Raw genomic sequence first — 26041 nt, forward strand, 5'->3', positions numbered from 1 at the left:
TCTGTCGACCAGGAAGTGACGGCTTTGCAAGATCAATCGTTCCAACCCGACGTCCCCGCCCCCGGTCAGCCCATCGACGAACTCGCGCTGTCGGAGATCAAGGGCGCGATCCTGGCGAAGCTGCGCCTCGCCATCGGCAAGGATGCGGGCATGGCGACCAAGCACGACTGGTACCAGGCCGCGGCGCTGGCACTGCGCGATCGCATCGTGCATCGCTGGCTCTCGGCCGAAAAGCGCAGCTACGACGCCGGCCGCAAGCGCGTCTATTATCTCTCGCTCGAATTCCTGATCGGGCGCCTCTTCACCGATGCGCTCAACAATATGGGCCTTCTCAAGATCTTCGATGTGGCGCTCGGCGATCTCGGCGTGTCGCTGCCTGAGTTGCGCAAATGCGAACCCGATGCGGCGCTCGGCAATGGCGGCCTCGGGCGGCTCGCCGCCTGTTTCATGGAAAGCATGGCGACGCTGCAGATCCCCGCGATCGGCTACGGCATCCGATACGATTACGGCCTGTTCCGACAGATCATCAATCAGGGCTGGCAGCAGGAATATCCGGACGAATGGCTCGGCTTCGGCAACCCCTGGGAATTGCAGCGCCCCGAGGTGATCTACGACGTCAATTTCGGCGGCAGCGTCGAGCATGTCGACGACAGGGGTCGCGACCGCGCGATCTGGCACGCGAGCGAGACCGTGCAGGCGATCGCCTATGATACGCCGATCGTCGGCTGGCGCGGCCAGCACGTCAACGCGTTGCGGCTGTGGTCGGCGCGCTCGCCCGATCCGTTGAAGCTCGATGCCTTCAACTCGGGCGATTATGTCAGCGCCAGCGCCGAGCAGTCGCGCGCGGAAGCGATCTGCAAATTCCTCTATCCGAACGACGAGAGCCCGGCGGGTCGCGAGCTGCGGCTGCGCCAGGAATATTTCTTCGTCTCCGCCTCGCTGCAGGATCTGATCAAGCGGCATCTCGCCTCCGACGGCCAGCTGCGCAGCCTGTCGTCCAAGGTCGCGGTGCAGCTCAACGACACACACCCGAGCCTCGCCGTCACCGAGCTGATGCGCATTCTCGTCGATCTCCATAATTTCCGCTGGGACGAGGCCTGGAAGATCACGGTCGCCACTCTCTCCTACACCAACCACACGCTGCTGCCGGAAGCACTCGAGACCTGGCCGGTCGAGCTGTTCGAGCGGCTGTTGCCGCGCCATCTCGAGATCATCTATCGCATCAACGTCCAGCATCTGGCACTGGCCGAAGCACGCGCCCCCGGCGACATCGATTTCCGCGCCTCTGTCTCGCTGATCGACGAAAAGAGCGGGCGCCGCGTCCGCATGGGCCAGCTCGCCTTCGTCGGCTCGCACCGCATCAACGGCGTCTCGGCGATGCATTCGGATTTGATGCGCGAAACCGTGTTCCACGATCTCAACCATCTCTATCCCGGCCGCATCACCAACAAGACCAACGGCATTACCTTCCGCCGCTGGCTGATGCTGGCGAACCCGAAGCTCACCGATCTGCTGCGGGAGGCCTGCGGCGAAGCCGTGCTCGACGATCCGACCCGGCTCTCGCTGATCGAGGCGCGGGCCAGCGACGTCGAATTCCAGAAAAAGTTCCGGAGCGTCAAGCTGCACAACAAGACGGCGCTGGCGCGCCTGATCGGCGAGCGGCTCGGCATCAAGGTCGACCCGACCGCGCTGTTCGACGTGCAGATCAAGCGCATCCACGAATACAAGCGCCAGTTGCTCAACATCATCGAGACCGTCGCGCTGTACCAGTCGATCAAGGATGACCCTGACGGCAATTGGGTGCCGCGGGTGAAGATTTTTGCCGGCAAGGCGGCTGCGAGCTATCGCTACGCCAAACTCATCATCAAGCTGATCAACGACGTCGCCGAAATCGTCAACAGCGATCCCGCGATCGGCGGCAAGCTCAAAGTCGTCTTCCTGCCCGACTACAATGTCAGCCTCGCCGAAGTGATCATCCCCGCAGCCGATTTGTCGGAGCAGATCTCGACCGCCGGCATGGAAGCCTCCGGCACCGGCAACATGAAGCTGGCGCTCAACGGCGCCATCACCATCGGCACGCTCGACGGCGCCAACATCGAGATCCGCGACCAGGTCGGCATGGAGAACATCGCGATCTTCGGCATGGAGGCCGGCGACGTGATGATCCGGCGCAAGCAGGGGCTGGACGCCTCGGACGTGATCCGCAATTCGCCGAAGCTCCAGCGCGCCATCAATGCGATCGGAACCGGCGAGTTCTCGCCCGGCGATCCCGGCCGCTTCGAATCGATCGCGCACGCGTTGCGCTATCTCGACCATTACATGGTCAGCGCCGACTTCGATTCCTACTACGAGGCGCAGCGCGCGATCGATGCGCGCTGGCTGGTCTCGCCGGCCTGGACCCGCGCCTCGATCCTCAACGTCGCCCGCATGTCGTGGTTCTCGTCCGACCGCACCATCCGCGAATATGCCGAGGAGATCTGGAACGTGCCGGTCAATCCGGCGGCGCCACCGTTCCAGATGGCAGAGACCATGCGCGACGCGGCGAGCTGATTTTCCGCAGCGTGAAATCGGCTACCCGAGAGGTAATTGCACGGACCGACGGCGGACGTGATATGACGTCCGTCATCGAACGCCGGACATGATCATGCACGCCAAGCTCCCGCACCCCTTCGACGACGCCACGCGCATCACCGCCGGTGACTCACGTTGGCAAGGGCAAACGAGCGACGACTACTGGGCCTTTGTCGGCCCGTTCGGTGGTGTCACGGCCGCGACCATTCTGCGCGCGCTGATCGAACACCCGCAACGCGCCGGCGATCCGCTGGCGCTGACGGTCAATTATTGCGCGCCGATCGCCAAGGGTCCGTTCGATCTCGACCTGCGACTGGTGAAGGGCAACCGCTCCAGCCAGCACTGGAGCGTCGAACTGTCGCAGGACGGCGGTGAGGTCGCGACACTCGCCACCGCCGTGTTCGCCGAGCGCCGACCGTCGTGGGAGCACAGGGTGGCAAAGGCCCCGGATGCGAAGCCGTTCGCGCAGACGCTGCCGTTCCCGAATATCCAGGCGTCCTGGGCCAACCAGTATGAATTCCGCTTCGTCGAAGGCGAGATGCGCCTCGGGCCGCCGCAGGCCGAACTCGCCAGCACCTATTCGAAAATCTGGATCGCGGACCGCGAGCCGCGCAAGCTCGACATGCTCTCGCTGATGTCGATGTCGGACGCCTTCTTCGGCCGCATCTTCCACGCGCGACGCGAACTGGTGCCGTTCGGCACGGTGTCGCTGACGACCTATTTCCACACCGATGCCGAAGAGCTCGCGGCCGAGGACATCACACGTGTGCTCGCGACGGCCGATTCGAAGATCATGCACAAGAGCTACGCCGACCAGAACGCCGAGCTGTGGTCGCCGAACGGACGGCTGCTCGCGACGAGCACGCAGATGGCGTATTTCAAGGCGTAGCTGCTTCCAGGTCCCCCGTCATTGCGAGGAGCGAAGCGACGAAGCAATCCAGGCTGACTCCGCGGATCAACCCTGGATTGCTTCGCTACGCTCGCAATGACGAAAGGAGAGATGATGCCACGAACAAAAAGGGCGGCCTCGCGGCCGCCCTTTCGCATTGAAGGCAGAGCAATCACTCCGCCGCGAGCTTCACGTCCGGCGCCGCCGCACGCACCTCGGCGTCGACCTGGGCTTCGAACTTGGCAAAGTTCTTCTGGAACATGCCGACCAGGCGACGCGCGGTCTTATCGAACTCGTCCTTGTCCCTCCAGGTGTTGACCGGGTTGAGGATCTCGCTCGGCACGCCCGGCAGCGCGGTCGGGACTGCGAAGCCGAAATATTTGTCGGTGCGGAATACGACGTTGCGCAACGAGCCGTCGAGCGCGGCGGTCAGCAGCGCGCGCGTCACCTTGATCGGCATGCGCGAACCCGTTCCGTACATGCCGCCGGTCCAGCCGGTGTTGACCAGCCAGCAGTCGACATTGTGCTGGGCGATCAGATCGCGCAGCATGTTGCCGTAGACGGACGGATCGAGCGGCAGGAAGGGCGAGCCGAAGCAGGTCGAGAATTCCGGTTGCGGTTCATTGCCGAGACCGCGCTCGGTGCCGGCGACCTTCGCGGTGTAGCCGGACAGGAAGTGATACATCGCCTGCGCCGGCGAGAGCTTGGCGATCGGCGGCAGCACGCCGAAGGCGTCGGCGGCAAGCATCACCACGTTCTTGGGCTGCGGCGCGCGGCCAGTGCGCGAAGCGTTCGGGATGAACTCGAGTGGATAGGCCGAGCGCGTGTTCTCGGTCTTGGAGCCGTTGTCGAAGTCGACCACACGGGTGTCTTCGTCGAGCACGCAGTTCTCGAGCACCGCACCGAATCGCGTCGACGCCGCGTAAATCTCGGGCTCGGCTTCCTTCGAGAGCTTGATGCACTTGGCATAGCAGCCGCCTTCGAAGTTGAAGACGCCGTTCGGGCCCCAGCCGTGCTCGTCGTCGCCGATCAGCGTGCGATTCGGATCGGCCGAGAGCGTGGTCTTGCCGGTGCCCGACAGTCCGAAGAAAATCGCGGTGTCGCCATTGGCGCCAACGTTCGCGGAGCAGTGCATCGGCATCACGCCGCGCTCGGGCAGGTAATAGTTCAGCGTGGTGAAGACCGATTTCTTCATCTCGCCGGCATAATAAGAACCGCCGATCAGCACGATCTTTCGGGCGAAATCGATGGCGACGACGTTCTCGGAGCGGCAGCCGTGACGCTTGGGATCGGCGCGGAAGCTCGGCATGTCGATGATGGTAAGCTCCGGCACGAAGGTGGAGAGCTCGATCGCCTCCGGGCGGATCAGCAGCGTGCGGATGAACAGCGAGTGCCAGGCGAGCTCGGTGAAGACGCGCGTCTTGATGCGATAGGACGGATCGGCCCCACCATAGAGATCCTGCGCGAACAGGCGCTTGCCTTCGGCATGCTTGAGGAAGTCCTGATAGAGCGTCTCGAACTGCTCTGCAGTGATCGACTGATTGCCGGCCCACCACATCTTCTTGTCGGTGGTGGCGTCACGCACCGTGAACTTGTCCTTCGGGCTGCGGCCGGTGAATTCACCGGTGTCGGCGCAGAGCGAACCGTCTGCAGAGAGCACCGCCTCGCCTGCAGAGAGCGAATACTGATACAGTTGCGGCGCGCCGAGGTTCCAGTGAACCTGCTTGAGATTCCTTAAGCCGAATTTGTCGGCGCCGAAGGCACCGTTGCGCACGCCCGTCTCTTGCACGAAAAATCCTCCTAGAACCAGCGACACATGGCGCGGCCAAGCACTAGCGCCATCGCAGTCACCGTGAATGACAGGCCGGCCGGCCTCGGCCGGACGACCTAATACTGATGAACGCTGGCGTTGCCAAGCTGATCCAGCAGGATTTGGTTTATTCAACGACGGCGCCAAACGTCGCGCATGTCAGCACCGAGCAGGTCATGCTAAAATCATCAATGATCGCGCAACCAAATGGCTTTTTCGGCGCGGCCTGTGTTTTGCGACGCACAATCACAGCGCAGCGCTATCGGACCGCACCTTCGCCGATGAGTGCGAATGGCCCACATCACAGGATACGCATTGCGCGGCGACGCGGTGTCATCAACATACGCCAGCATGGCGCGCCGAAGAGCTTCGACTCTCCCGATTTCTGGTTCGTTTTTGAGTAAACCGAAAGTCGGGTGGTCAAGCGGGTGGCAGCTTCCGAATCCGATGCCCAATGCGAAACAGCAGCGCACGCGCGCCGGCGTAGGAGAAGGCACGCGCCAATCCCGACAACGCCTCGGCGCCCGGCCTGTCGCCGGCGATCGTGTTGCAGGCCGACAGCACCACCCAATCTGCATTGAGCTTGAGCTGCGCGACCTCGCTTGCCGTGGGCAGACCGTCGTCGAGCTCGGACGGTTGATCTGGAATCGAAAGCGCGAGTGACGGTTCGCCCACACCCTTTGACATCGCCGGCAACGAGGCCGTGGGTTGCAAAGTAGATGATGCTGTGTTGAGCAAGCGGTGCGCGCTTGCGCGCAGGCAGCACGTCAGCGCCAAGCGGAATCTCCTTCCAGTCGGTCCTCTCGCGCGTGATGGCGATGACGTAGCTGCGCTTGTCGACGACGGAGTGGAGCAGCATCGCCTCGTCGGCCGACAGCTGCTGCTGGACATCCCTGACCGTCAGCGGCAACGGGTTGGAGAGTGAGGCGTAGTCTGGAAACTCGACGGCAAGCGTCTTCTGCAAGCCGGCGCGCTCGCCGGCGATGGCTTCGATCCTGGCGCGGCTGCGCTGCTCGGCGCGAGCGTCATGAACCCTCTCGCTGCCAACCTCAGACCGTTCACGATCTTGAGCCGCTGCGATGGGGCCGGCGTTCAACGTGTGCAGCTAGTCAGGCTTCTCGCCGATCTTGCCGCGCGCTTCGCCGGCCAGCCGGACAAGCATCTTGCGCAGGGCCGCGCCGGTGGTGACCCGCTCCGGAAAAGCCAACCGCAGCGCGGTCTGGCCGTCCTGCATGTCGAGACCTTCGGGATCGCAGCCGGTGCAGCGCCAGTCACCTTCGGCCGCGCCAAGAAGCTTCGTTGCGTAAAGGCCCAAGGCGTCACGGTGGTCGGCGTTCATGTGCGCGACCGCCCCCTCCTCCGCGGCCAGCAGGTCCTCGGCACCAGTGAGGTCCGTGAGGAATTGTTCCGGCCTGAGATCGACGATCCGGCCAAAGCCTGCGACCAGATGCGTTCCCGTCACGCGGATCCGGAAGAACGAGAAATCCTGAAATGAGACAAAGGCTTCTGCCGACGGATGGGCATTGAGATACCGCCGCTGGAGCAGATTTTTCTCAGTGTCGGCCTGCTCGGCCCGGCCGGACAGCATGATCCGGGCGCCTTCCAGCGCATCGCCGGCGGCGCGCTCATCGAGCATCAGGGAAACCCTGTTATCTGCGAGGATGTTCTTGGTGTGAATGGCCAACCGAGAGATCAGCAGAATCGGCGAGCCGTCGGGATGGCTCGCCAGGTTGACCAGGGAACAATAGGGATCGCCACTGCTTGGGATGAGCGTCGCGAGCGCCCCCTGCCGCGACCGCCTGAGCAGCGATTTGGCGAGCTTTTGGGGAGCAAAATCGGGGGTCGGTTGCATTGGCTTTCTCGGCTCAGGTGGTTGCAAGGCGGGCCTTTTTTCGGGTAAACCCGAGCCCGGTTATGGGTCGACATGCGGCGAATCTGCCGTGTTTCGTGGAACTTGGTCACACTTCAGCCCAGCTTGCATTGCTCGGTGACCAGGTTCGAACGCCAGTTCGGCACCCATGTATGCGGCGCATCACTGGATTGCTCGCCGTTTTAAGCCACGACCCAAACGGAAAGCAGAAAGCAGAGGCTCATGCCCACAATCGCTTTGGTCGACGACGACCGCAACATTCTCACCTCCGTCTCGATCGCGCTGGAAGCCGAAGGCTACCGCATCATGACTTACACCGACGGCGCCTCTGCGCTCGACGGTTTCCGCACCACCCAACCCGATCTCGCCATCCTCGACATCAAGATGCCGCGCATGGACGGCATGGAGACGCTTCGCCGCCTCAGGCAGAAGTCCGATCTGCCGGTGATCTTCCTCACCTCCAAGGACGAAGAGATCGACGAGCTGTTCGGCCTCAAGATGGGGGCGGACGATTTCATCCGCAAACCGTTCTCGCAGCGCCTCTTGGTCGAACGCGTCAAGGCGGTGTTGCGCCGCTCGGCGCCGAAGGATCCGACCGTCGCACCGAAGGAGAACGACGCCAAGGCGCTCGATCGCGGCCTGCTGCGCATGGATCCGGAACGGCACACCTGCACCTGGAAGAACGAGCCGGTGACGCTGACGGTCACCGAATTTTTGATCCTGCAGGCACTGGCGACACGGCCCGGCGTGGTCAAGAGCCGCAACGCACTGATGGACGCCGCCTATGACGACCAGGTCTATGTCGACGACCGCACCATCGACAGCCACATCAAGCGGCTGCGCAAGAAGTTCAAGGTGGTCGACAACGATTTCGAGATGATCGAAACGCTCTACGGCGTCGGCTACCGCTTCAAGGAAGCCTGAGGCGGCTGCCGCCTTCACAGCAGATGAGGGCTGCGCCGGTTCTGATTCCATCAGAACCGGGCACGCCCTGAAGCGCAATCGCGCTTCAGGCTATTGTTTGAGCATGATCTTTCGGAAAACCGCTGCACACTTTTCCGGATCATGCTCTAGGATGCGAGGACCGTCGCACGAGTTGTCCTAACGCGGGCGTAAGCATTGCTGGACCGAACGCAGCCTGACCAGAGTTCGAACGCCGAGGACATCGCATCCCACGGCGCCCCTGATCATGAGGACAAGCCCCTTGCGAAAGGCTGGGGGCCGTTGAACTGGCTCAAGCGCGCCGGGCAGTTCTTCTTCGCGCTGTCCTTCTCGAGCCTGACCCGCCGCATCGTCTCACTCAACCTCGCCGGCCTCGTCGCACTGGTGGCGAGCATCCTTTACCTGTCGCAGTTCCGCGCCGGCCTGATCGATGCGCGCGCACAGAGCCTGCTGGTGCAGGCCGAGATCATCGCCGGCGCCATCGGCGCGTCGGCAACGGTGCAGACCAACGCAATCACCGTCGACCCTGAGCGGCTGCTCGACCTCAAATTGGGCGAAAGCTACGGCGGAATGGATGATTCGCTGGATTTTCCGATCAATCCCGAGCGCGTGGCGCCGGTATTGAGCACGCTGATCTCACCGACAAAGACCCGCGCGCGGATTTTCGATCCCAACGGCACTGTGCTGCTCGACAGCCGCGATCTCGATAGCGTGCGGGGCATCCCACTGCCGCCGCTCTCCGACAAGCCGGGGCTGCTCGAACGCGCGATGGTCGCAGTGCGCACCTGGCTGAACCGCGGCGACCTGCCGCTCTATCGCGAGCTCGGCCGCGAAAACGGCAATGGCTATGTGGAAGTAGCCGATGCGCTCCAGGGCCAGAAACGCTCGATGGTGCGGGTCAATTCGCGCGGTGAGGTGATCGTCTCGGTCGCGGTCCCCGTGCAGCGCTCACGCGCCATCCATGGCGCGCTGATGCTGTCGACGCAGGGCGACGAAATCGATCAGATGGTCACAGCCGAGCGCCTGGCGATCCTTAAAGTGGGCGGCGTCGCGGCCGCCGTCATGATCATGCTGTCGCTGCTGCTCGCCAGCACGATCGCCGGTCCGGTGCGCCGGCTCGCCGACAGCGCCGAGCGCGTCCGCCGCCGCATCAAGTCACGCGTCGAGATCCCTGACTTCACCCGCCGCCGCGACGAGATCGGCCACCTCTCCGGCGCGCTGCGCGACATGACCAATGCGCTCTACAAGCGGATCGAGGCGATCGAGATGTTCGCCGCCGACGTCGCTCATGAGCTGAAGAATCCGCTGACCTCGCTGCGCTCCGCGGTCGAAACGATGCCGCTGGCGCGCAACGAGAGCAGTCGCGCTCGCCTGCTCGAGGTGATCGAGCACGACGTCAAGCGGCTCGATCGCCTGATCTCCGATATCTCCGACGCGAGCCGGCTCGATGCCGAGCTGCAACGGCAGGACGCGATCGCGGTCGATCTCAGGCGGCTCCTCGGCACGCTGGTCGCGGTTGCCAACGAAACGAAGCTCGGCCACGACGTCGCGGTCGAGGCCCGCTTCGAAGGCCGCGGCCCGACCGATACGTTCGCGGTGACGGGCCATGATTCGCGACTCGGGCAGGTGGTTGCCAACCTGCTCTCCAATGCGCAATCGTTCTCGGAAGCCGGCAGCAAGGTGCGCCTGACCTGCCGCCGTGTGCGGGGCGAGATCGAGATCGTGGTCGACGACGACGGCCCCGGCATCCGCGACGATGCGCTGGAGCGCATCTTCGAGCGCTTCTACACCGACCGGCCGCACCAGGGCTTCGGCCAGAACTCCGGCCTCGGACTATCGATCTCCAAGCAGATCGTGGACGCCCATGGCGGCCGCATCTGGGCCGAGAATCGCGCCGGTCCCACCGACGAAGACGGGGCGCCGACCGTTGCCGGCGCGCGCTTCGTGGTGAGGCTGCCGGCGCTATGAGCCAAGGCACCTTGAACGAAGTCGGCCCGAGCGTCCACGCCTCCGCGGTCAAGGTCGGGCCGATGGCGGTGCTGATCCGCGGGCCCTCGGGCGCAGGTAAGTCGCGCCTTGCCTTCGATCTGATCATCGCGGGACGTGCGGGCGTGGTCGAAAGCGCCGTTTTGGTCGGCGACGACCGTGTCCATCTGGCGACAGTCGGCGAGGAAATTGAAGTCCGTCCCGCCCCCGCGCTGGCCGGCTTGATCGAGATCCGGGGACTGGGAATCCGCCGCTGCGACTTTGCGGAGCATGCGACGGTCGGCCTCGTGGTCGATCTCGACGCATCCGACGTCGAGCGCCTGCCTCCCGCCGAAGCGCTCAAAACCACCATTTTTGGTGTCGAAATACCGCGAATCCCTGTTGGCCGCGGCTATTCGCCCCTTCCGTTGGTTGTCGCGGCGTTAACCACTACCAAGAGTTAACCTTCTGCTAAGCGCCCAGGCGATTGTTTGAAGGGAATTGGTAACCATATGAACCCCACACTCGCGACCGAGTAGACCGGCGCAGCTCCCCTCATCCATCCGTCGAGATTCAGGGAGATACGCAACATCCCCTCTTGCGCGAGGGCTCTGGATGGTCAAAGTGGCGCGTTCGTGCGGTGCACCAAAAGCGCCCGCGGGAGTTTTCCGATGATTGGTCTAGTACTTGTGACCCACGGGCGCCTTGCCGACGAATTCAAGGCAGCGCTTGAACACGTCATGGGCCCACAAAAGCAAATCGAAGCGATTACGATCGGCGCCGAAGATGATTCCGATCTCTGCCGCAGCGACATTATCGAAGCGGTTAACCGCGTCGATTCCGGCGACGGCGTTGCGATCCTCACCGACATGTTCGGCGGCACGCCATCGAACCTCGCAATTTCCTGCATGAGCCGGCCCAAGGTCGAAGTGCTCGCGGGCATCAACCTGCCCATGCTGGTGAAGCTCGCCAAGGTCCGTGAGGAGCGTCCGCTGCCCGACGCAATCGCGATGGCCCAGGAAGCCGGCCGCAAATACGTCACCATCGCCAGCCGGGTGCTCGCCGGCAAATGAGTGACGACGTGCCACAAGCGGGGACGGGCGTGCCCGCGGGCGCGATTTCCAAAGAGCTCCTGATCATCAACAAGCGCGGCCTGCATGCCCGCGCCTCCGCGAAGTTCGTCCAGGCGGTGGAGCGCTTCAACGCGCAGGTGTGGGTGACGCGCGGCGGCGAGACCGTCGGGGGCACCTCGATCATGGGCCTGATGATGTTAGCTGCGGGACCGGGCACGACCATCACGGTCGCCGCTGCGGGCCCTGACGCCGAGGCCGCGCTTGCGGCGATCACCGAGCTCGTTGAAAGCAAGTTCAACGAGGAAGGCGTTTAGGCCGCCCGATCACTTCGCCGGTGGCGCGATGTAGATGTTCCACGTCATCGACGGACCGGCCTTGCCGTGGGTGAAGCGGCGCGTCGTCATCACCATGCGCTCGGCCTTCGGCGCAATCTCCGAAACCCATTTTTCGAAGGCAGGCAGACGACTGTCGGTCGGATCGAACACGCCAATGAAGCCGTATTTCTTGACTTGATCGAGCGACGTCAGCCCCGAGGACCAGGCCTCGTTCGGGATGAACGCAACCGGATGGTCGGGGCTGTAGAACACCATCGGCTGGATCGATTCCATGGTGCCGGCGACGATCGCCCAGCGCGAGGCGAAGCGCGAATGCCAGGCTTGCGTCAGCTCCCGCGCGAGCTCGGAGCGCGCGCCATAGGTCGCCGTGTTGTCCGCGTTCAGCGCCATCTCGCGCGCCGCGATCCAGGGCGAAGCGAAAAGCGTCGCGACGCTGAGCACGAGCCAGATCGCTACGATGTTGAACAACGCGGCCCTCTGCACCCGCAATGCCGGTATCGCGACCAGTGCGAGCGGCACCAGGAAGAACAGCGAGATGCCCCAATCGGTTTTGATATAGATGCTGAAGGCGAGCGCGCCGAGCGGCGGCCCGGCCGCGACGATGATCTGGATGATCCAGACGTTCAGCGCCTGGGAAACATTGACGCCCGTATTGCCTCCCCGCGCCCAGGCCCGCGTGACGATACGCAGCGGTGCGCGCACGAGCAGCGTCGGCCACGGCGGCACCAGCGCCATTGCGAGCGCGGCAAGCGCCACCGGCAACGCCAGCAGCGCGGCGTTGTGCAGGACATAGCCGAACACGAGCTGATGCACGAGGCCGACATCCTCGATGCTGTAGGTGTCGCCGGCATAGGTCAGCGGCACGAAATGCGCATCCGCGAGCCAGACGATGTGCGGGATCATCGCCACCAGCATCGTCGCGATCGCGACCCACGGCGCCGGCGACAGCAGGAAGCGCATCCGTTGCGGATGGATCAGCGCGGCAAGGCCGATCGCGCCGATCATCGTCAGCACCCAATATTTGGTCATCAGCGCCAGCGCGCCGGCGAGGCCGAGCCAGATTCCGGACTGCCAGCTCCGCTTCTCGAAAGCGTTGAGATAAGCGAGCACGACGAGCGGCAGGGTGACGAGCTGCAGCAGATCGGGATTGTACTTGAACCCCTTGAAATTGAAGATCGGGTAGAGCGCGACCATCACCACGACCAGGAACGCGCGGCGCGGATCCACCACGCGCAGCGCGATCAGCCAGCAGATCACCATGCCGACGCTGACCGTCGCCATCGCGAGCGCATAGGTCGCCCAGTCCGTCGCCGGGAAGACCATGAACCAGAGCCCGGCGATCCAGCCGGAGAGCGGCGGATGCTTGCCGTAGCCCCACAGGAATTTCTGGCCCCAGCCCCAGGCTTCTGCGACGTCCATGTGAACGTCCTGCGCGGCCTTGAGATTGATCAGGATGAAGGTCCAGATCAAGGCATGCAGGGTCGCGAATTCGATCACCAGCCAGAGCCGGATCGAGGGGTGGGTTGCGGCGGCAACCAGCCAGGCCCGGAAACGGTCAAACCTGAAGCGGGTCTTCGCGCGCGCCCGGGCGGAGGGGATCGAGGTCGTTGACATGAGCCTGGACATGGGCGCTTCCGTAGCGCGTTTTGGTCTCGCTTGGAATCAGCTTGGCGTGAAGAAAGGCCCTGAAAATACAGCAATATGGTTGCCGCACGGGGATGTGAGTGGTATCCCGCGCCCATGACGACCGTCCCCATTTCCAACATCCGCAATTTCTCCATCGTCGCCCATATCGACCATGGCAAATCGACGCTGGCCGACCGTCTGATCCAGATGACCGGCGGCCTCTCCGACCGCGAAATGGCGGGCAAGGAGCAGGTGCTCGATTCCATGGACATCGAGCGCGAGCGCGGCATCACCATCAAGGCGCAGACCGTGCGCCTCGCCTATCGCGCCAAGGACGGCAAGGATTACGTGTTCAACCTGATGGACACGCCCGGCCATGTCGACTTCGCCTACGAGGTCTCGCGGTCGCTGGCAGCGTGCGAAGGTTCCCTGCTGGTGGTCGACGCCAGCCAGGGCGTCGAGGCGCAGACGCTCGCCAACGTCTACCAGGCGCTCGACAACAATCACGAGATCGTGCCGGTCCTGAACAAGGTCGATCTTCCCGCCGCAGAGCCGGAGAAGGTCAAGCAGCAGATCGAGGACGTCATCGGCATCGACGCCTCCGACGCGGTGATGATCTCGGCCAAGACCGGCCTCGGCATTCCCGATGTGCTGGAAGCCATCGTCACCCGCCTGCCGCCGCCGAAGGGCGATCGCGATGCGACCTTGAAGGCGCTGCTGGTCGACAGCTGGTATGACGTCTATCTCGGCGTCGTCGTGCTGATCCGCGTCGTCGACGGCGTCATGAAGAAGGGCAGCCGCGTCCGCATGATGGGCACGGGGGCGGCCTATGACATCGAGCGCGTCGGCTTCTTCACGCCGAAGATGCAGCAGGTCGACGAGCTCGGCCCCGGCGAGATCGGCTTCATCACCGCCGCGATCAAGGAAGTCGCCGACACCCGCGTCGGTGACACCATCACCGATGACAGGAAGCCGGTCAGCGAGATGCTGCCGGGCTTCAAGCCGGCGATCCCCGTGGTGTTCTGCGGCCTGTTCCCGGTTGATGCGGACGATTTCGAGACGCTGCGCGCCGCGATGGGCAAGCTGCGCCTCAACGACGCCAGCTTCTCCTTCGAGATGGAGACGTCGGCCGCGCTCGGCTTCGGCTTCCGCTGCGGCTTCCTCGGGTTGCTCCACCTCGAGATCATCCAGGAGCGGCTGTCGCGCGAATTCGATCTCAATCTGATCGCGACCGCGCCGAGCGTCATCTACAAGATGAAGCTGACCGACGGCAGCGAGCTCGAGATCCACAATCCCGTCGACATGCCCGATGTCGTCAAGATCGAGGAGATCCAGGAGCCCTGGATCGAAGCCACGATCCTCACCCCCGACGAATATCTCGGCAGCGTGCTGAAGCTGTGCCAGGACCGCCGCGGCGCGCAGAAGGAGCTCACTTACGTCGGCGCCCGCGCGATGGTGAAATACGACCTGCCGCTCAACGAGGTGGTGTTCGATTTCTACGATCGCCTGAAGTCGGTCTCCAAGGGCTACGCCTCGTTCGACTATCATCTCACCGACTACAAGCCGGCCGATCTCGTCAAGATGCAGATCCTGGTCAACGCCGAGCCGGTCGATGCGCTCTCGATGCTGGTGCATCGCACCCGCGCCGAGGGGCGCGGCCGCGCCATGGTCGAGAAGATGAAGGAGCTGATCCCGCCGCACATGTTCCAGATCCCCATTCAGGCGGCGATCGGCGGCAAGGTGATCGCGCGCGAGACCGTGCGCGCGCTGCGCAAGGACGTGACGGCGAAGTGCTACGGCGGCGACATCACGCGCAAGCGCAAGCTTCTGGAGAAGCAGAAGGAAGGCAAGAAGAAGATGCGGCAGTTCGGCAAGGTCGACATTCCGCAGGAAGCCTTCATCGCCGCGCTGAAGGTCGATAGCTGAGGTGATCAGGTCCGGCTTCGGGACGTCAGGCCGGATAACGCAAATCTCGAAAACAACCCCATGCACCGTAGCCGCCTCCTTGGTGGCGGCACCAGTTTTTCGTATTTTGCGAATACCGTTTGACTCGTCGGGCAAAACAGGCGCATGATGGCACCATGCCGGCGCTGCAGCCAGCAGGCGACGATGTCTGACCAAACCATTCACCTCACGTTTGCGCTCATCGCCCGAATACCCGCAGACGGCGTCGCGGCCTTCAGGGCCTACGAGGACGCGGTGCTGCCGCTGCTCCCCGAGTTCAACGGACGCCTGGAGCGGCGGCTTCGTAACGCCGACGGCACGATGGAAGTGCACATCGTCAGCTTCGCATCCGATGCGGACTTCCAGAACTATCGAATTGACCCGCGGCGGACGGCACAAGCCTGGCTGCTGGAAAAATCATCCGCCAAGCTGGAATTGCTTCCGATGACCGACGTCTGATGGGCCTCACGCCAAGCACAAGGCTCGTCGCCATCACGGCTTGAACGCGCACGAAGCGGCGCCGGAAGACTCGAGCATCATAAAAACCAATCGGAAGCAGCTGCGAGACGACGATGCGCGACGCCCGTAGATCTACGGCAAGCGTGTCGGTCCTGCGTTTGCAATCGCAGGAGTTGCGCGCGAAGCGCGATTTGAAGGTGTAACGAAACCGACGCGCTCTTCGACGCTTAAAATTAGTTCTGGATCATAACCGTGATGACTCCGACGCATAAAAAGAAAATAGGCTCTCATCAACAAGAATAAATAAATGGGAGGAGTACATGGATACTGCGGGTCGCCTGCGCGCGATGGCAGTGTTGTGCCGTCAGACAGCCGCGCGCCATCCCGATCGCAGTTGGAAACTGCTGGCCGAAGCCGAGTATTGGGAGCATTTGGCCAATGATGCGGAGCCGGATCATTTTGACCAATGCTCGGTTTGCTCACCGCTTCCTGGAGAGCACAGCATCACCCAACCCGCGGAGTGACTGCGAAACAAAACAGTTTGTTAGCTTCTGTGTGGCTAACTCGATGAGTGCCGTTCACCGCCGATTGCGGCACATTGGAATGGGAATGCCGGCCCCGGCTGTTTACCCCATCCTGCGGCTGGGGCCGTTTTGAACTCTGTCACAGCATCGTTCGAACGCGGTTCACAACCATGCTTAGAGGCATTGCCATAGCGCTATTTGGAATGACCATGTTCTCGCAGCTCGATCGAGCGCTCTTCTATGGTCGCAATACCGAAGCCGCGCTCCGGCTCATGCGGGACATCGGCCGAGGCTTCGGACTTTAGGACACCGTCCGCACGCTTCATCAAGGCTGTTCGGACGGCTCGGCATCGCACCGCCCTCCTGCCTCCAAAATCAGACCACCGATAGGAACTAAACCAGGGCGCGCCTCTTGGTCGCTAAAGGAATTGCGACATGACAGCCTTCCGGTTCGCCCTCGTCATTGCCGTCTGCCTGCCCTGCGCGGCCTTCGCCCAAAGTGGTGGCGGTGGCGGTACCGGCGGATCGGGAGGCGGTGGCGCAGGCGGCGGCGCCACATCGTCGGGCGGCAGTGCGTCATCTGGTGCCGCTGGCACCCCAACAGCCTCGGCTCCCGCCGGCGCCGTCGGCGGGGCCACGGGCCCCGGCGTAAGTTCTAGTCCTACCGCCAACTCGCCCAGCGCCGTGAACGGCAGTTCGGCCGACCTGAATACTTCAGACCCACGCCGATCCGGCGTAACCCAGGGAGCGGTCGAAAGCAGTGGTTCAACCACTGGACAGGCGCCAGGTACCAACGCGGCGGGTACTACGGCATCCGCGGGATCTCCTGGCGTCAATGCTCGAGGTACTGCGCCTGCCGGCGGCATTGGCCGGCCGGCAACCACGAACGAGCAGGACAGCGACGCGAAGATCGATCAGGAGAACAATAAGGCCGACCGAACGGTAGGTAAGATCTGCAAAAACTGCTGATTCGGCGCTCCTCACCGGAGCGCCGATTGTTTCGCCGGTTGCTGCAAAGGATCGCCTTCGCAGACGAGCGCGGTATCCAGCTCGCTCCGATGACAACAAGGAAGTTTGATGGGTTTCGCTTTCGCTCCGCCCATCCCAGGCGCTACGCGCTCTCAATAGGGGCTGAGCACACTTTCGAGAAATCGCTCCTTTTCGCCCGGCGCATAGCCCTGCGAAGCGCCATAATATGGTTCGCTGTAGCCTCGGCCGTATGGTGCGGACCGATAGTACGGACGCGGCGCATAGGCAAAACCCGCGCCCGGACCTGATGGGTAGATGTGGTGATGCGGACGAAGCACCGCGTGCGGACGGTACCCATGATGTTTGGTTGCCGCGTTCGCGACACCGCACAGGCTGATCAAAACGCTCAAGGCCAGAATCGAACGCATCCGCTTATTCCTCCAAGCAATTCGCCCCGCTGCTCAATTATTGCCATGATACAGCGTTCCAAAGACATCGCGGCTTCTTGCGCCTGGACGTCGGTTTCCGCTGGTATGTCAGTCCCGGCGGCGCTTCATGGCTCCTTGTCGGGCGGGCCGCGCATCTGTTAAATTCCGCGCATATTCAGTTCATTTTCCGGCCATGTCGAATTTGGATTCAGATCATGTTCGTCACCGTCGTTGCCGTGCTGTGTCACCTTTCCGCGCAAGACTGTACTGAGGTGGTCGTCACCAATTCCAACTTGGACCAGAGCCTCACCTTGCAGGGCTGCATGCTCGGCGGCCAAGCAAGCCTGTCGCAATGGAAGACCGCCCACCCCATCTACCGATCCGACGATTGGCACATCGAGCGCTACAAGTGCGTGGCGGGGTTATACGTTGCCAAGGCCAGGATATGATTTGCCCTGCGAGTTGCCATCTGATCGTTCAGGAGGGGAAAGCCGGGCGAGCTGCAACGCCTCTGGCCTTGAAGAACCGATCATTGCGCCGCACGGGGCGGCGGACCCGGTAAATCCCCTCACCAAGCGTGATCGGCGGCCCGAGCAGCCGTAGCCTTCCGCTCGAAAGGTGCGCGCCAACATAGGCCATGTCGATCATTGCGGCGCCGCCGGAGCCGTCGACGATGTGGAGCTATCTCCGATGAGAAACATGTTTCGGCAACTTGCCGCTTATAACGCCTGGGCCAATGCCCGCCTCTACGAAGGAGCACTGGCGCTGCCGGACGAGCTCTATCGAGCCAATGTCGGCGTGTTCTTCCAGAGCCTTCATGGGACGCTCAATCACATTCTTCTCACGGACAGGCTTTGGCTGACCCGACTGACATGCGTCGGCGAACAGCCGAAGCGTCTCGACGGGATTCTTTATGACGACCGATTGGAGCTCGCGCGCGCCCGGCTCGCGGAAGACTCGCGTCTCCTCGCCGTGGTCAGCGGCTACGACGAGGCGACGCTAGCGCGGCCGCACGCCTACCAGACGACCTCCGGAAAGCCACAAGAGCAGCCGCTCTCGGATATCTTGATGCACCTTTTCAATCATCAGACGCATCATCGGGGTCAGGCGCACGCATGCCTGTCGATCGTGACCAAGCAAGAGCCGCCACCGCTCGATTTGTTGTTGTTCCAGCGAGGAGTGCCACCTCCCGATCTGGCCGAACAGCTGGGCGGGTCCGCGGCGGCACGCCCCTGACATGGGCGAGCATGAACGCGCCGTTAACGGGTGCGCCACCACGATATCGGCGATCTTCACCGGATCCGACGGATGCACATGCTCGCCATGGCCGTTGCATACGGCCTCTATCTCGTCATCCTGACCGGAGCGATCGGGCTCGCGATCGTCGCCGTGTTCTGGCTGCCCGATCGCCTGCTTGGATTCAGGCGAGTCGAGGGGCTCGTGGTGGTGCCGCTGGCGACCATCGCAATCTGGCTGCTTCTGTCCTATGGGGCGGTGCCGATACCCGGCATCCTGATCGTCAGCCCGCATAAGCTTCTGGCAGGATTGGCCCTCAGCTGCGGATTGATCTGGTGCTTTGTCGAAGACAACTGGCTGTGACGTTTGCGGGCTGAGCTAGCCCGGCGCGCCATTACCCAATGGCAAAATCCGCCGCAGTCTCCGCATGAATCGCCGTGGTATCGAACGTCTCGACCGATGTATCGGCAGCGCCGACCAGCATCGTGATCTCGGTGCAGCCGAGAATGATGCAATCCGCGCCGCGCCCGACCAGGGCGGCCATCACATCCTGATAGCGGCGGCGCGAAGCCTCCGTCACGACGCCAAGGCACAGCTCGTCGTAGATGATCCGGTTCACGTCGGCCCGCGCGTCCGCGTCGGGAATCAGGACGTCGAGATCATGCGCACGCAAGCGGTCGATGTAGAACTCTTGCTCCATCGTGAAGATGGTGCCGAGCAGCCCGACCCGCCGGTACCCCTTCGCCCGTATGCGCTGCGCGGTCGCATCGCCGATGTGGATGAACGGGACCGTCAGCTTCGAGATGATCTCGGGCGCCAGCTTGTGCATCGTGTTCGTGCACAGCACGATCGCGCGCGCGCCTGCGTTTTCGAGGCGCTGCGCAACCTTGGCCAGATCCGCCGCCGCCTCCGCCCAGCGGCCGGCATATTGCATCTCCTTGATCTCCTGAAAGTCGTAGGAATACATCAGCACCGGCGCCGAATGCAGCTTGCCCATGCGGTCGCGGACGCGTTCGTTGATGAGCTTGTAATAGAGCGCAGTGCTCTCCCAGCTCATGCCGCCGATCAGCCCAATGGTACGCATCGCCGCGCCTTTCGAAATCTGGATATGTCCGGATCGTAGACGAAGACGCCGACGCCCGCCATCGCGACAGGGCACCAACCCGATTGCGTTCGGCTGGATTGAACCCGTTCCGGTCTGGACGACACTCTCTCCTGCAGAGTGGACGGTCTCGCCCTCATGGGCGGTACGGGGGAGCATCCCGCATGCGACGACGAAACAGGCGATTGATTGCGGTGGGCACGGTGCTGCTGGTGCTGGCCCTGCTGTTCTTCCTGTCCATGCGTGACATGACGTTGTGGTCCAATGATCCGGTCGCGCTGATGCGCACGGTCGGAGAGGTCTCCGGCGCCGTCGGCGGCATCAGTCTCGTCATGATCGTGTTCGGCCTGATCGGGCGCAAGGCATCGGTCTGAGTTCAGCGTTAACGATGTTTAACGGTTCCGGTCTCAACGGAGATCGCTTCGAGCTTTCTTAAAATTTGCTGGGGTACCTGTTCCGGCCATCGTGATCCGGAGAAAGATATGGGCAAGCGGACCAAACGTGGAAAGGCGGAGACGCTCGCATTGCCAATGGCCGGGAGAGTTGCGATTGGCGCCGTGGCCGTCGCCGCCCTGGGGTATGGCTTGTGGTCTCGCCCGGCGACCGTTCAGCCGATCCGGAAACCGTTCATGCACGAGGCCCAGGCATCATCATCTCCGGTTTACGTGGCAACTCCGGTTCACGCATCGGCTCCGGCTCCGGCTCCGGTTCCGGCCCCGGCGCCGCTGGTCGAACCACCCAAAGCCGCTGACGGTCCCGGCGCATTCGTTCGGCAGGTGGTTGACTACGCCAGTCACCAGACCCCGGGCACCGTGATCATCGACACCAAGAACACATTCCTTTATTTCGTTCTGAACGACACCCAAGCGATGCGCTACGGCATCGGTGTTGGCCGCGAAGGTTTCGCGTGGTCCGGCGAACAGACGGTGGCCCGTAAAACGGAATGGCCGGACTGGCGCCCGCCTGCAGAGATGCTCGTGCGTCAGCCTTATCTGCCGCGGTTCATGGCAGGCGGACCCACCAACCCGCTCGGCGCCCGGGCGATGTATCTCGGCGAGACCGAATATAGAATCCACGGCACCAACAAACCCGATACGATCGGGAAGCGGGTTTCGTCGGGCTGCATCCGCCTGACCAATGACGACGTCGCGGATCTCTATGAGCGGGTGAAGGTCGGCGCCAAGGTGATCGTGCTTCCGGCAAATGCGGCCCATCGCCCATCCCAGGGAGCGCCCGACGCCGCCTCCCGATCGCCGGACCCGGCCTCGCCGTCGAGCCGTCCCGCGGCAACCAACGCGCAGCTGCTGTCATCCGGACCGAGGATCGCCGAGGTCCAGTAGCCCGGTCCTCTGCCCTCGGTCTGCAACTGAGGGGAAGAGGGCAATTCAAGTCGCTGCTTCAAGGTCGGCTTCTGGGCCAACGGTGAAGTCGAACTCTCCACCGAGAAGGTCGGCTTGTCCTGGTGAACCGGAAGCCGACCGACGCTTGGCCCGACCGACCCTTGGCCCGACCGACGCACATGACGCACAGCCGACATCGACCAGGCTAAAATCCCGCGGTGCAGCGTGAGTTTGGGGCAAATGCTAGTAATAAGAAACTCACTTGCTCGGGCGGTGTCACGCACTGCCGGGCCGTGCCACCACGTGGGAGATCCGTCATGAGAACTCTACTAGCGAGTGCCGGTCTTGCGCTGTTGTTGGCCTTGGCAACGGAACCAAGCGTCAGCGCGCAGGAGGCCCCTGAATGGATGAAACAGACACTTCCTGACCAGGCCCTGAAGCCGCATTGGGACGAACAGTTGGCCGTGATGAATCCCAAGGGAGCTTTGGACGGGAAAACGAAGCACCTCATTGGCCTCGCTGTGGCAGCACAAATTCCTTGTGCATATTGCGTTTACGGTCACACTAAATTGGCAAAAGCCGCTGGTGCGACCGATGCTCAAATAAAGGAGGCCATTGCAACCGCCGCGCTCGTGCGTTTCAACAGCACAATGCTGCAAGGCTCGGACGGCGGCCGCGATGCCGACTCGGTCTTCACTTTAAAATGAGTGAGGCCGCCGACTGAAGGCGGCCTACTTTTCACATTCGTCCAAAAGCTTCCGGGTGTCGCATTGAATACAGCCTTGTCGCCGCCTGGATGGGCGTTGCCATGATCGCCCGCTGTGAATGGTCCTGGATCGCAAGTTTAGGCGACATTCGGCAGTGTATCGACTGCGATGAAGCAAGACGGCCGCTCATTCGCTCGCGACGAGCGTGATGACGAAAGACCGGGCATGTGTCCGGCCTTTCATTGGTCTGCCGCTCTTGCCCCATCCCCTCCCTATACGCCCTCACGACTTCTTCTGCTGCGCTTCCACGTAGCGCGCAAAACTGTCGAGGATCGCCTGCCAGCCGCCTTGCTGCTGCTCGACCGAGTGCGTCTGCTCGCCATCGAAGACGACGCGGACGGTGACGCCGTTCGCTGCCGGGACGAAGTCGACTTCGGCTTTGCGATCGCCGAAGGCATATTCGATCCGCTCGTGCTCGATGATCTTGGTGTAGGTGCCCGCGAAATCAAAACCCATGCTGCCGTCCTTGGCCTCCATGCGCGACGAGAAGGCGCCGCCTTCGCGCAGATCGACCGCTGCCTTGGTCGTGTGCCAGTCGTCCGACGCGGCGTTCCACTTCACGATGTCGGCGGGCGTCGTATAGGCTCGCCAGACTTGATCGATGGGGGCGGCGACGCTGGTTTCGACGGTGATCCTCATGGGGTGTTGCTCCAGTTCGATTTCGACGGCTCGAGATGACGTCACTTCACCTCTGCGGTGACCATCCACCGCACATCAGGGGAAATGTCCACCCAAGGACGATCGAGACCAGTCCATGCCGACATGAGGACCCGCCCTCAATGCGATAAACCCGGAAAAAAATATTCGCCGGGACGTCCATCAGCGCTCCGCGGCGCATGGGTGCAGGCAACGACGGCAGCAGTTTCTGAATCGGACGCGCTCCAAGATCCGGCCCATGGCGGTGAGGAGAAGTCGGCGATAAAATAGAACTGACCGAACACTGGACACGCACATGGCTTTCTGGATCGCTGGCGCAGCTGGATTGATGATCGCCTATCTGCTCGGCTCGATCCCCACGGGCTATCTGGCAGGCAAACTACTCGGAGGCATCGACATCCGTGAGCACGGCTCCAGATCCACCGGCGCGACGAATGTGTTGCGGACCCTCGGCAAATGGCCTGCCTTGATGGTGCTCGTCATCGATGTGCTGAAGGGCGTGGCCGCGATCTTCGTCGCCCGCTGGTTCTGTCCCTGGCTCACGGCAGAGCTGTCATCGACGCCGCCGTCGGCGCCTGATCTGCAAGTCTGGGGGCCATGGGCCGTTTGCCTCGCCGGCATTGCCGCCCTGCTGGGCCATGCCCGCTCGATCTGGTTGAATTTCAACGGCGGCAAATCGGCTGCGACCGGGCTCGGCGTGTTGCTGGCGATGTCGTGGCCGGTGGGGCTGGGCGCGGCAGTGGTCTTTGGCATCGCTCTCGCGTTGGCCCGGATCGTTTCGCTCAGCTCGATGCTCGCGGCGGTGACGGCCATCATTCTCGTCTGCGGCTTTGCGCACCCGTGGCCCTATCGGCTGCTGGTGATCGCAGGCGGCCTCTATGTGATCCTTCGCCACCGCGCCAACATTCAACGGCTGCTGGCGGGCACGGAGCCGCGGCTGGGACAAAGCCGCGCCGAGACGCACGCAGCGGAGCCTGCCTCGTCGCCTCCTGGCCGCGCTTGATCGCTTCCGCGAAATAGCCCACCATCGCCGGCCTTACCGCTCACGCAGAATGGGCGAGGAAACGCTGACATGGACGCAACTCCGGGGCTTGGCCTGGTCGAACGTGCGCGGGCGATCGCGCCACTGATCGCTGACGAGGCCGACGAGATCGAGCGGACGCGGCGGCTGACGCCAGACGTCGTGGCCGCGCTGATCGGCAACGGGCTCTATCGCGCGCTGCTGCCGCGGAGCATCGGCGGGTCAGAGGCGCCGCCGGAGATTTTCATGCAGATGCTGGAGGAGATCGCCAAGGCCGACGCTTCCACGGCCTGGTGTCTCGGCCAATGCAGCGTCTGCGCGATGATCGCGGCCGCGCTCGACCACGACACCGCGCGCGAGATCTTCGAGACCGCGCCCGGCATTCTCGCCTGGGGCGCGGTGGCGCATGAGGCGCGCGCGGTCGATGGCGGCTACCGCGTCACCGGGCGATGGGATTTTGCCTCGGGCTCGCGACAGGCGAGCTGGCTCGGGGCGCATGTCCGCATCGTCGATGCCGACGGCACACCGCGCAACGCGGCCGATGGTTCGCCGGAGCTGCGCACCGTCCTGTTCCCGCGTGCGAGCGCTGTGCTGCACGACGTCTGGCAGGCGATCGGTCTCGCCGGCACCGGCACCGATTCCTACGAGGTGAAAGACCTCTTCATCCCCGATCGCTTCGCCGTATTGCGCGACCTGCCGAGCGCTTTGCGAGAGCCGGGCCCGCTCTACCGGCTTCCCACCGGCTCAGCCTTCAGCCTCGGCTTTGCCGCCGTCTCGCTCGGCGTCGCGCGCGCGACGCTGGATGCAGCGATTGCATTGGCGCGCGCCAAGCATCAGTCGCTGGCGACGAGCGCGATGCGCGACAACGGGGCGGTCCAGGGCCTGATCGGCCGCACCGAAGGCGATTTGCGCGCCGCGCGCGCCTATCTCTATGCGACGGCAGGCGCGATGTGGAGCGACCTCTCGACAACAGGCACGTTCAGCACCGCCCATCGCAGCGCCATCAGGCTCGCCGCGACCTGGACCATCCAGCAATCGGCGGACGTGGTCGACATCGCCTATCGCATGGCCGGAGCCACCGCCGTCTTCCGCAGCAATCCGTTCGAGCGACGGTTTCGCGACATGCACGCCATCACCCAGCAGATCCAGGCGCGCGACACGCATTTTGAGGATGTCGGGAAGATGATCTTGGCGGAGGGCCGGTGATGTCGGAGTTCACCAACGGCGGCCAGGATCGCAACCTGTTCCGGCAACAAATCATGTCACGACGGTTTCGGGTCGATCAGGTCCGGATCTCCGTCAGGGAACACGGCCGGGCGAACCGCCGCATCGTTCAGTGACCCTGAGATGGCATTGGGGTATAATCACGTTCGCATGAGTCCCCGCCGCATCGCCCCTCTCCTGCTCATCATGACGCTCCTGACCGCCAGCGGCGCACTGGCCCAGGACAAGGGCAGCGTGAACCCAAAGCCGTTGCCACCACTGGCCAACCCCAATGATCCCAAGATCGGCGCCAAGGAGCTGTTCGCACGAAAACTGCTGCCGTCGAAGGGGCCGCCCCATGTCATCGGCTCCTATGTGAAGGGCTGCATCGGCGGCGCCCAGCAGATGCCGCTCAATGGCGAGAACTGGCAGGTGATGCGGCTGTCGCGCAACCGCAATTGGGGCCATCCTGACATGATCGCGCTGATCAAGCGCCTGGCGGCCAAGGCGCACAAGGACGCGGGTTGGCCGGGCATCCTGGTCGGCGATATCGGCCAGCCGCGCGGCGGCCCGGCGCTGTCAGGCCATGCCAGCCACCAGATCGGGCTGGATGCCGACATCTGGCTGACGCCGATGCCGGACCATCGCCTCTCGCGCGAGGAGCGCGAGGAGATGTCGGCGGTGATGATGGTGCGCGAAGACCGGCTCGACGTCGATCCCCGGGTCTTCACGCCTGCCCACGTGCTGGTGCTGCGCGATGCCGCGCAGGAGCCGGCGGTGCAGCGCATCTTCGTCAATCCCGCGATCAAGAAGGCGCTGTGCCGCGAGGCCAAGGGCGACCGCTCCTGGCTATCGAAGATCCGGCCCTGGTGGGGCCATGACTATCATTTCCACATCCGCATGCGCTGCCCGGCAGGCGCCACCGATTGCCAGGGCCAGCCGTCGCAATCCGAGGACGAAGGCTGCAAGCCCTCTGATTTCGCCTATTGGTTCAGCGAGGGCGTGCTGCACCCCAAGCCCCCGCCGGAGCCGCCCAAACCAAAACCGCCGATGACGCTGGCCCAGATGCCGGCGGCCTGCAAAGCCGTGCTGCACGCGGCCGATGCGAAGCCTTAGGGTGCGCTGGCCCTACTCGGCGCAATAGATTAGACAAACGGTCGCCTTTGACCTGATGGCTCAGCCTGCTATCTTCGCGACTGCGATATCTCCGCCGGCCGTAAGCCGTTGCGGGGACACCCGGAACAGCGCTTCCGTCGGTCGCGACCTCACCCAACGCCAGATTTGCGCGTGCGGTTGCGCGCGCGACCCTC

The 26041-nt window shown here is 63.4% G+C and carries 26 protein-coding genes and 1 pseudogene; 20 read left to right on the forward strand and 7 right to left on the reverse strand.

Annotated features, from left to right (window positions below):
• Positions 1-24: 24 nt before the first annotated feature.
• Both BM222_RS24085 and BM222_RS24090 read left to right on the forward strand, forming a co-directional pair.
• Complete coding sequence (locus BM222_RS24085) at positions 25-2550, forward strand: glycogen/starch/alpha-glucan phosphorylase (RefSeq protein ID WP_177243433.1); 2526 nt, start codon at positions 25-27, stop codon at positions 2548-2550.
• 94 nt (positions 2551-2644) lie between these two features.
• A complete protein-coding gene (locus BM222_RS24090; protein ID WP_092233434.1) occupies positions 2645-3460 on the forward strand; it encodes an acyl-CoA thioesterase in 816 nt (271 codons plus the stop codon).
• 172 nt (positions 3461-3632) lie between these two features.
• Here the strand turns inward: BM222_RS24090 and BM222_RS24095 are convergent, their stop codons facing one another.
• The 3 genes and pseudogenes from BM222_RS24095 to BM222_RS24105 form a co-directional block, all read right to left on the reverse strand.
• The gene (locus tag BM222_RS24095) at positions 3633-5249 is read right to left on the reverse strand and encodes a phosphoenolpyruvate carboxykinase (protein ID WP_092233137.1); all 1617 of its coding nucleotides are present in this window, start codon (positions 5247-5249) and stop codon (positions 3633-3635) included.
• Positions 5250-5529: 280 nt separating this feature from the next.
• A pseudogene (locus tag BM222_RS24100) lies at positions 5530-6297 on the reverse strand (CHAT domain-containing protein); the annotation flags it as partial.
• Positions 6298-6375: 78 nt separating this feature from the next.
• Positions 6376-7122 (reverse strand): HugZ family pyridoxamine 5'-phosphate oxidase, encoded by a 747-nt coding sequence (locus BM222_RS24105; protein WP_092233140.1) that lies wholly within the window; start codon positions 7120-7122, stop codon positions 6376-6378.
• A gap of 240 nt (positions 7123-7362) precedes the next feature.
• Between BM222_RS24105 and BM222_RS24110 the strand changes: the two genes are divergently transcribed.
• From BM222_RS24110 to BM222_RS24130, 5 genes are all read left to right on the forward strand, one after another.
• Complete coding sequence (locus BM222_RS24110) at positions 7363-8064, forward strand: response regulator transcription factor (protein ID WP_027535781.1); 702 nt, start codon at positions 7363-7365, stop codon at positions 8062-8064.
• 195 nt (positions 8065-8259) lie between these two features.
• On the forward strand, positions 8260-10050 hold the full coding sequence (locus BM222_RS24115) for a sensor histidine kinase (protein ID WP_177243420.1): 1791 nt from the start codon (positions 8260-8262) through the stop codon (positions 10048-10050).
• Entirely contained in the window at positions 10047-10511 is a 465-nt protein-coding gene (locus tag BM222_RS24120; RefSeq protein WP_283810255.1) for an HPr kinase/phosphorylase, read from the forward strand. Before BM222_RS24115 ends, BM222_RS24120 begins: the two co-directional genes overlap by 4 nt.
• A gap of 207 nt (positions 10512-10718) precedes the next feature.
• Complete coding sequence (locus BM222_RS24125; RefSeq protein WP_007597752.1) at positions 10719-11120, forward strand: PTS sugar transporter subunit IIA; 402 nt, start codon at positions 10719-10721, stop codon at positions 11118-11120.
• The gene (locus tag BM222_RS24130) at positions 11117-11434 is read left to right on the forward strand and encodes an HPr family phosphocarrier protein (RefSeq protein ID WP_092233143.1); all 318 of its coding nucleotides are present in this window, start codon (positions 11117-11119) and stop codon (positions 11432-11434) included. The genes BM222_RS24125 and BM222_RS24130 overlap by 4 nt, the downstream gene beginning before the upstream one ends.
• A gap of 9 nt (positions 11435-11443) precedes the next feature.
• Here the strand turns inward: BM222_RS24130 and BM222_RS24135 are convergent, their stop codons facing one another.
• Positions 11444-13069: a glycosyltransferase family 39 protein gene (locus tag BM222_RS24135; protein WP_092233443.1), complete on the reverse strand. Its 1626-nt coding sequence runs from the start codon at positions 13067-13069 to the stop codon at positions 11444-11446.
• A gap of 126 nt (positions 13070-13195) precedes the next feature.
• Between BM222_RS24135 and lepA the strand changes: the two genes are divergently transcribed.
• The 3 genes from lepA (at position 13196) to BM222_RS24150 (ending at position 16008) form a co-directional block, all read left to right on the forward strand.
• Positions 13196-15007 (forward strand): translation elongation factor 4, encoded by a 1812-nt coding sequence (lepA, locus tag BM222_RS24140; protein WP_092233146.1) that lies wholly within the window; start codon positions 13196-13198, stop codon positions 15005-15007.
• Positions 15008-15190: 183 nt separating this feature from the next.
• Positions 15191-15484, forward strand: a complete 294-nt coding sequence (locus BM222_RS24145) for a hypothetical protein (protein ID WP_210188515.1) — start codon at positions 15191-15193, stop codon at positions 15482-15484.
• A gap of 320 nt (positions 15485-15804) precedes the next feature.
• Entirely contained in the window at positions 15805-16008 is a 204-nt protein-coding gene (locus tag BM222_RS24150) for a hypothetical protein (RefSeq protein WP_092233149.1), read from the forward strand.
• Positions 16009-17129: 1121 nt separating this feature from the next.
• On the opposite strand, the gene BM222_RS24155 is transcribed toward BM222_RS24150, so the two are convergent.
• Positions 17130-17405 (reverse strand): hypothetical protein, encoded by a 276-nt coding sequence (locus tag BM222_RS24155; protein ID WP_092233152.1) that lies wholly within the window; start codon positions 17403-17405, stop codon positions 17130-17132.
• A 215-nt stretch (positions 17406-17620) separates the two neighbouring features.
• On the opposite strand from BM222_RS24155, the gene BM222_RS24160 reads away from it, so the two are divergent.
• The 3 genes from BM222_RS24160 to BM222_RS24170 all read left to right on the forward strand — a co-directional run bounded on the left by BM222_RS24160 (position 17621) and on the right by BM222_RS24170 (position 19004).
• A complete protein-coding gene (locus BM222_RS24160; protein ID WP_092233155.1) occupies positions 17621-17854 on the forward strand; it encodes a hypothetical protein in 234 nt (77 codons plus the stop codon).
• Between the two features lie 169 nt (positions 17855-18023).
• Positions 18024-18641 carry a DinB family protein gene (locus BM222_RS24165; RefSeq protein WP_349509868.1) on the forward strand — a complete coding sequence of 206 codons (618 nt, stop codon included), beginning with the start codon at positions 18024-18026 and terminating at the stop codon, positions 18639-18641.
• A gap of 72 nt (positions 18642-18713) precedes the next feature.
• On the forward strand, positions 18714-19004 hold the full coding sequence (locus BM222_RS24170; RefSeq protein WP_092233158.1) for a hypothetical protein: 291 nt from the start codon (positions 18714-18716) through the stop codon (positions 19002-19004).
• Positions 19005-19035: 31 nt separating this feature from the next.
• On the opposite strand, the gene BM222_RS24175 is transcribed toward BM222_RS24170, so the two are convergent.
• Positions 19036-19725, reverse strand: coding sequence for an aspartate/glutamate racemase family protein (locus BM222_RS24175; RefSeq protein WP_092233161.1), 690 nt, complete (start codon positions 19723-19725; stop codon positions 19036-19038).
• Positions 19726-19907: 182 nt separating this feature from the next.
• On the opposite strand from BM222_RS24175, the gene BM222_RS24180 reads away from it, so the two are divergent.
• The 3 genes from BM222_RS24180 (at position 19908) to BM222_RS24190 (ending at position 21790) form a co-directional block, all read left to right on the forward strand.
• Positions 19908-20117, forward strand: coding sequence for a hypothetical protein (locus BM222_RS24180; protein ID WP_143106027.1), 210 nt, complete (start codon positions 19908-19910; stop codon positions 20115-20117).
• Between the two features lie 108 nt (positions 20118-20225).
• Complete coding sequence (locus tag BM222_RS24185; RefSeq protein ID WP_177243421.1) at positions 20226-21083, forward strand: L,D-transpeptidase; 858 nt, start codon at positions 20226-20228, stop codon at positions 21081-21083.
• 407 nt (positions 21084-21490) lie between these two features.
• Positions 21491-21790, forward strand: a complete 300-nt coding sequence (locus BM222_RS24190) for a carboxymuconolactone decarboxylase family protein (RefSeq protein ID WP_244547223.1) — start codon at positions 21491-21493, stop codon at positions 21788-21790.
• A gap of 282 nt (positions 21791-22072) precedes the next feature.
• Here the strand turns inward: BM222_RS24190 and BM222_RS24195 are convergent, their stop codons facing one another.
• Positions 22073-22489 carry an SRPBCC family protein gene (locus BM222_RS24195; protein WP_092233173.1) on the reverse strand — a complete coding sequence of 139 codons (417 nt, stop codon included), beginning with the start codon at positions 22487-22489 and terminating at the stop codon, positions 22073-22075.
• Between the two features lie 313 nt (positions 22490-22802).
• Here BM222_RS24195 and plsY point away from each other — a divergent pair, with 313 nt between their 5' ends.
• From plsY to mepA, 4 genes are all read left to right on the forward strand, one after another.
• A complete protein-coding gene (gene plsY / locus BM222_RS24200) occupies positions 22803-23510 on the forward strand; it encodes a glycerol-3-phosphate 1-O-acyltransferase PlsY (protein ID WP_092233175.1) in 708 nt (235 codons plus the stop codon).
• A gap of 69 nt (positions 23511-23579) precedes the next feature.
• Positions 23580-24734 (forward strand): acyl-CoA dehydrogenase family protein, encoded by a 1155-nt coding sequence (locus BM222_RS24205; protein WP_092233178.1) that lies wholly within the window; start codon positions 23580-23582, stop codon positions 24732-24734.
• Positions 24734-24868: a hypothetical protein gene (locus BM222_RS42855; RefSeq protein ID WP_283810256.1), complete on the forward strand. Its 135-nt coding sequence runs from the start codon at positions 24734-24736 to the stop codon at positions 24866-24868. Before BM222_RS24205 ends, BM222_RS42855 begins: the two co-directional genes overlap by 1 nt.
• A gap of 34 nt (positions 24869-24902) precedes the next feature.
• On the forward strand, positions 24903-25847 hold the full coding sequence (gene mepA / locus BM222_RS24210; RefSeq protein WP_092233182.1) for a penicillin-insensitive murein endopeptidase: 945 nt from the start codon (positions 24903-24905) through the stop codon (positions 25845-25847).
• Positions 25848-26041 lie beyond the last annotated feature (194 nt).

The organism is Bradyrhizobium sp. Gha (genome assembly GCF_900113735.1).
GTDB lineage: Bacteria > Pseudomonadota > Alphaproteobacteria > Rhizobiales > Xanthobacteraceae > Bradyrhizobium.

Coding starts and splice junctions, on each gene's coding strand:
- BM222_RS24090 (WP_092233434.1), top strand. CDS start 2,645: ATGCACGCCAAGCTCCCGCACCCCTTCGACGACGCCACGCGCATCACC.
- BM222_RS24105 (WP_092233140.1), bottom strand. CDS start 7,122: ATGCAACCGACCCCCGATTTTGCTCCCCAAAAGCTCGCCAAATCGCTG.
- BM222_RS24110 (WP_027535781.1), top strand. CDS start 7,363: ATGCCCACAATCGCTTTGGTCGACGACGACCGCAACATTCTCACCTCC.
- BM222_RS24120 (WP_283810255.1), top strand. CDS start 10,047: ATGAGCCAAGGCACCTTGAACGAAGTCGGCCCGAGCGTCCACGCCTCC.
- BM222_RS24125 (WP_007597752.1), top strand. CDS start 10,719: ATGATTGGTCTAGTACTTGTGACCCACGGGCGCCTTGCCGACGAATTC.
- BM222_RS24130 (WP_092233143.1), top strand. CDS start 11,117: ATGAGTGACGACGTGCCACAAGCGGGGACGGGCGTGCCCGCGGGCGCG.
- BM222_RS24135 (WP_092233443.1), bottom strand. CDS start 13,069: ATGTCAACGACCTCGATCCCCTCCGCCCGGGCGCGCGCGAAGACCCGC.
- lepA (WP_092233146.1), top strand. CDS start 13,196: ATGACGACCGTCCCCATTTCCAACATCCGCAATTTCTCCATCGTCGCC.
- BM222_RS24145 (WP_210188515.1), top strand. CDS start 15,191: ATGTCTGACCAAACCATTCACCTCACGTTTGCGCTCATCGCCCGAATA.
- BM222_RS24150 (WP_092233149.1), top strand. CDS start 15,805: ATGGATACTGCGGGTCGCCTGCGCGCGATGGCAGTGTTGTGCCGTCAG.
- BM222_RS24155 (WP_092233152.1), bottom strand. CDS start 17,405: ATGCGTTCGATTCTGGCCTTGAGCGTTTTGATCAGCCTGTGCGGTGTC.
- BM222_RS24160 (WP_092233155.1), top strand. CDS start 17,621: ATGTTCGTCACCGTCGTTGCCGTGCTGTGTCACCTTTCCGCGCAAGAC.
- BM222_RS24170 (WP_092233158.1), top strand. CDS start 18,714: ATGCACATGCTCGCCATGGCCGTTGCATACGGCCTCTATCTCGTCATC.
- BM222_RS24175 (WP_092233161.1), bottom strand. CDS start 19,725: ATGCGTACCATTGGGCTGATCGGCGGCATGAGCTGGGAGAGCACTGCG.
- BM222_RS24180 (WP_143106027.1), top strand. CDS start 19,908: ATGCGACGACGAAACAGGCGATTGATTGCGGTGGGCACGGTGCTGCTG.
- BM222_RS24185 (WP_177243421.1), top strand. CDS start 20,226: ATGGGCAAGCGGACCAAACGTGGAAAGGCGGAGACGCTCGCATTGCCA.
- BM222_RS24190 (WP_244547223.1), top strand. CDS start 21,491: ATGAAACAGACACTTCCTGACCAGGCCCTGAAGCCGCATTGGGACGAA.
- BM222_RS24195 (WP_092233173.1), bottom strand. CDS start 22,489: ATGAGGATCACCGTCGAAACCAGCGTCGCCGCCCCCATCGATCAAGTC.
- plsY (WP_092233175.1), top strand. CDS start 22,803: ATGGCTTTCTGGATCGCTGGCGCAGCTGGATTGATGATCGCCTATCTG.
- BM222_RS24205 (WP_092233178.1), top strand. CDS start 23,580: ATGGACGCAACTCCGGGGCTTGGCCTGGTCGAACGTGCGCGGGCGATC.
- BM222_RS42855 (WP_283810256.1), top strand. CDS start 24,734: ATGTCGGAGTTCACCAACGGCGGCCAGGATCGCAACCTGTTCCGGCAA.
- mepA (WP_092233182.1), top strand. CDS start 24,903: ATGAGTCCCCGCCGCATCGCCCCTCTCCTGCTCATCATGACGCTCCTG.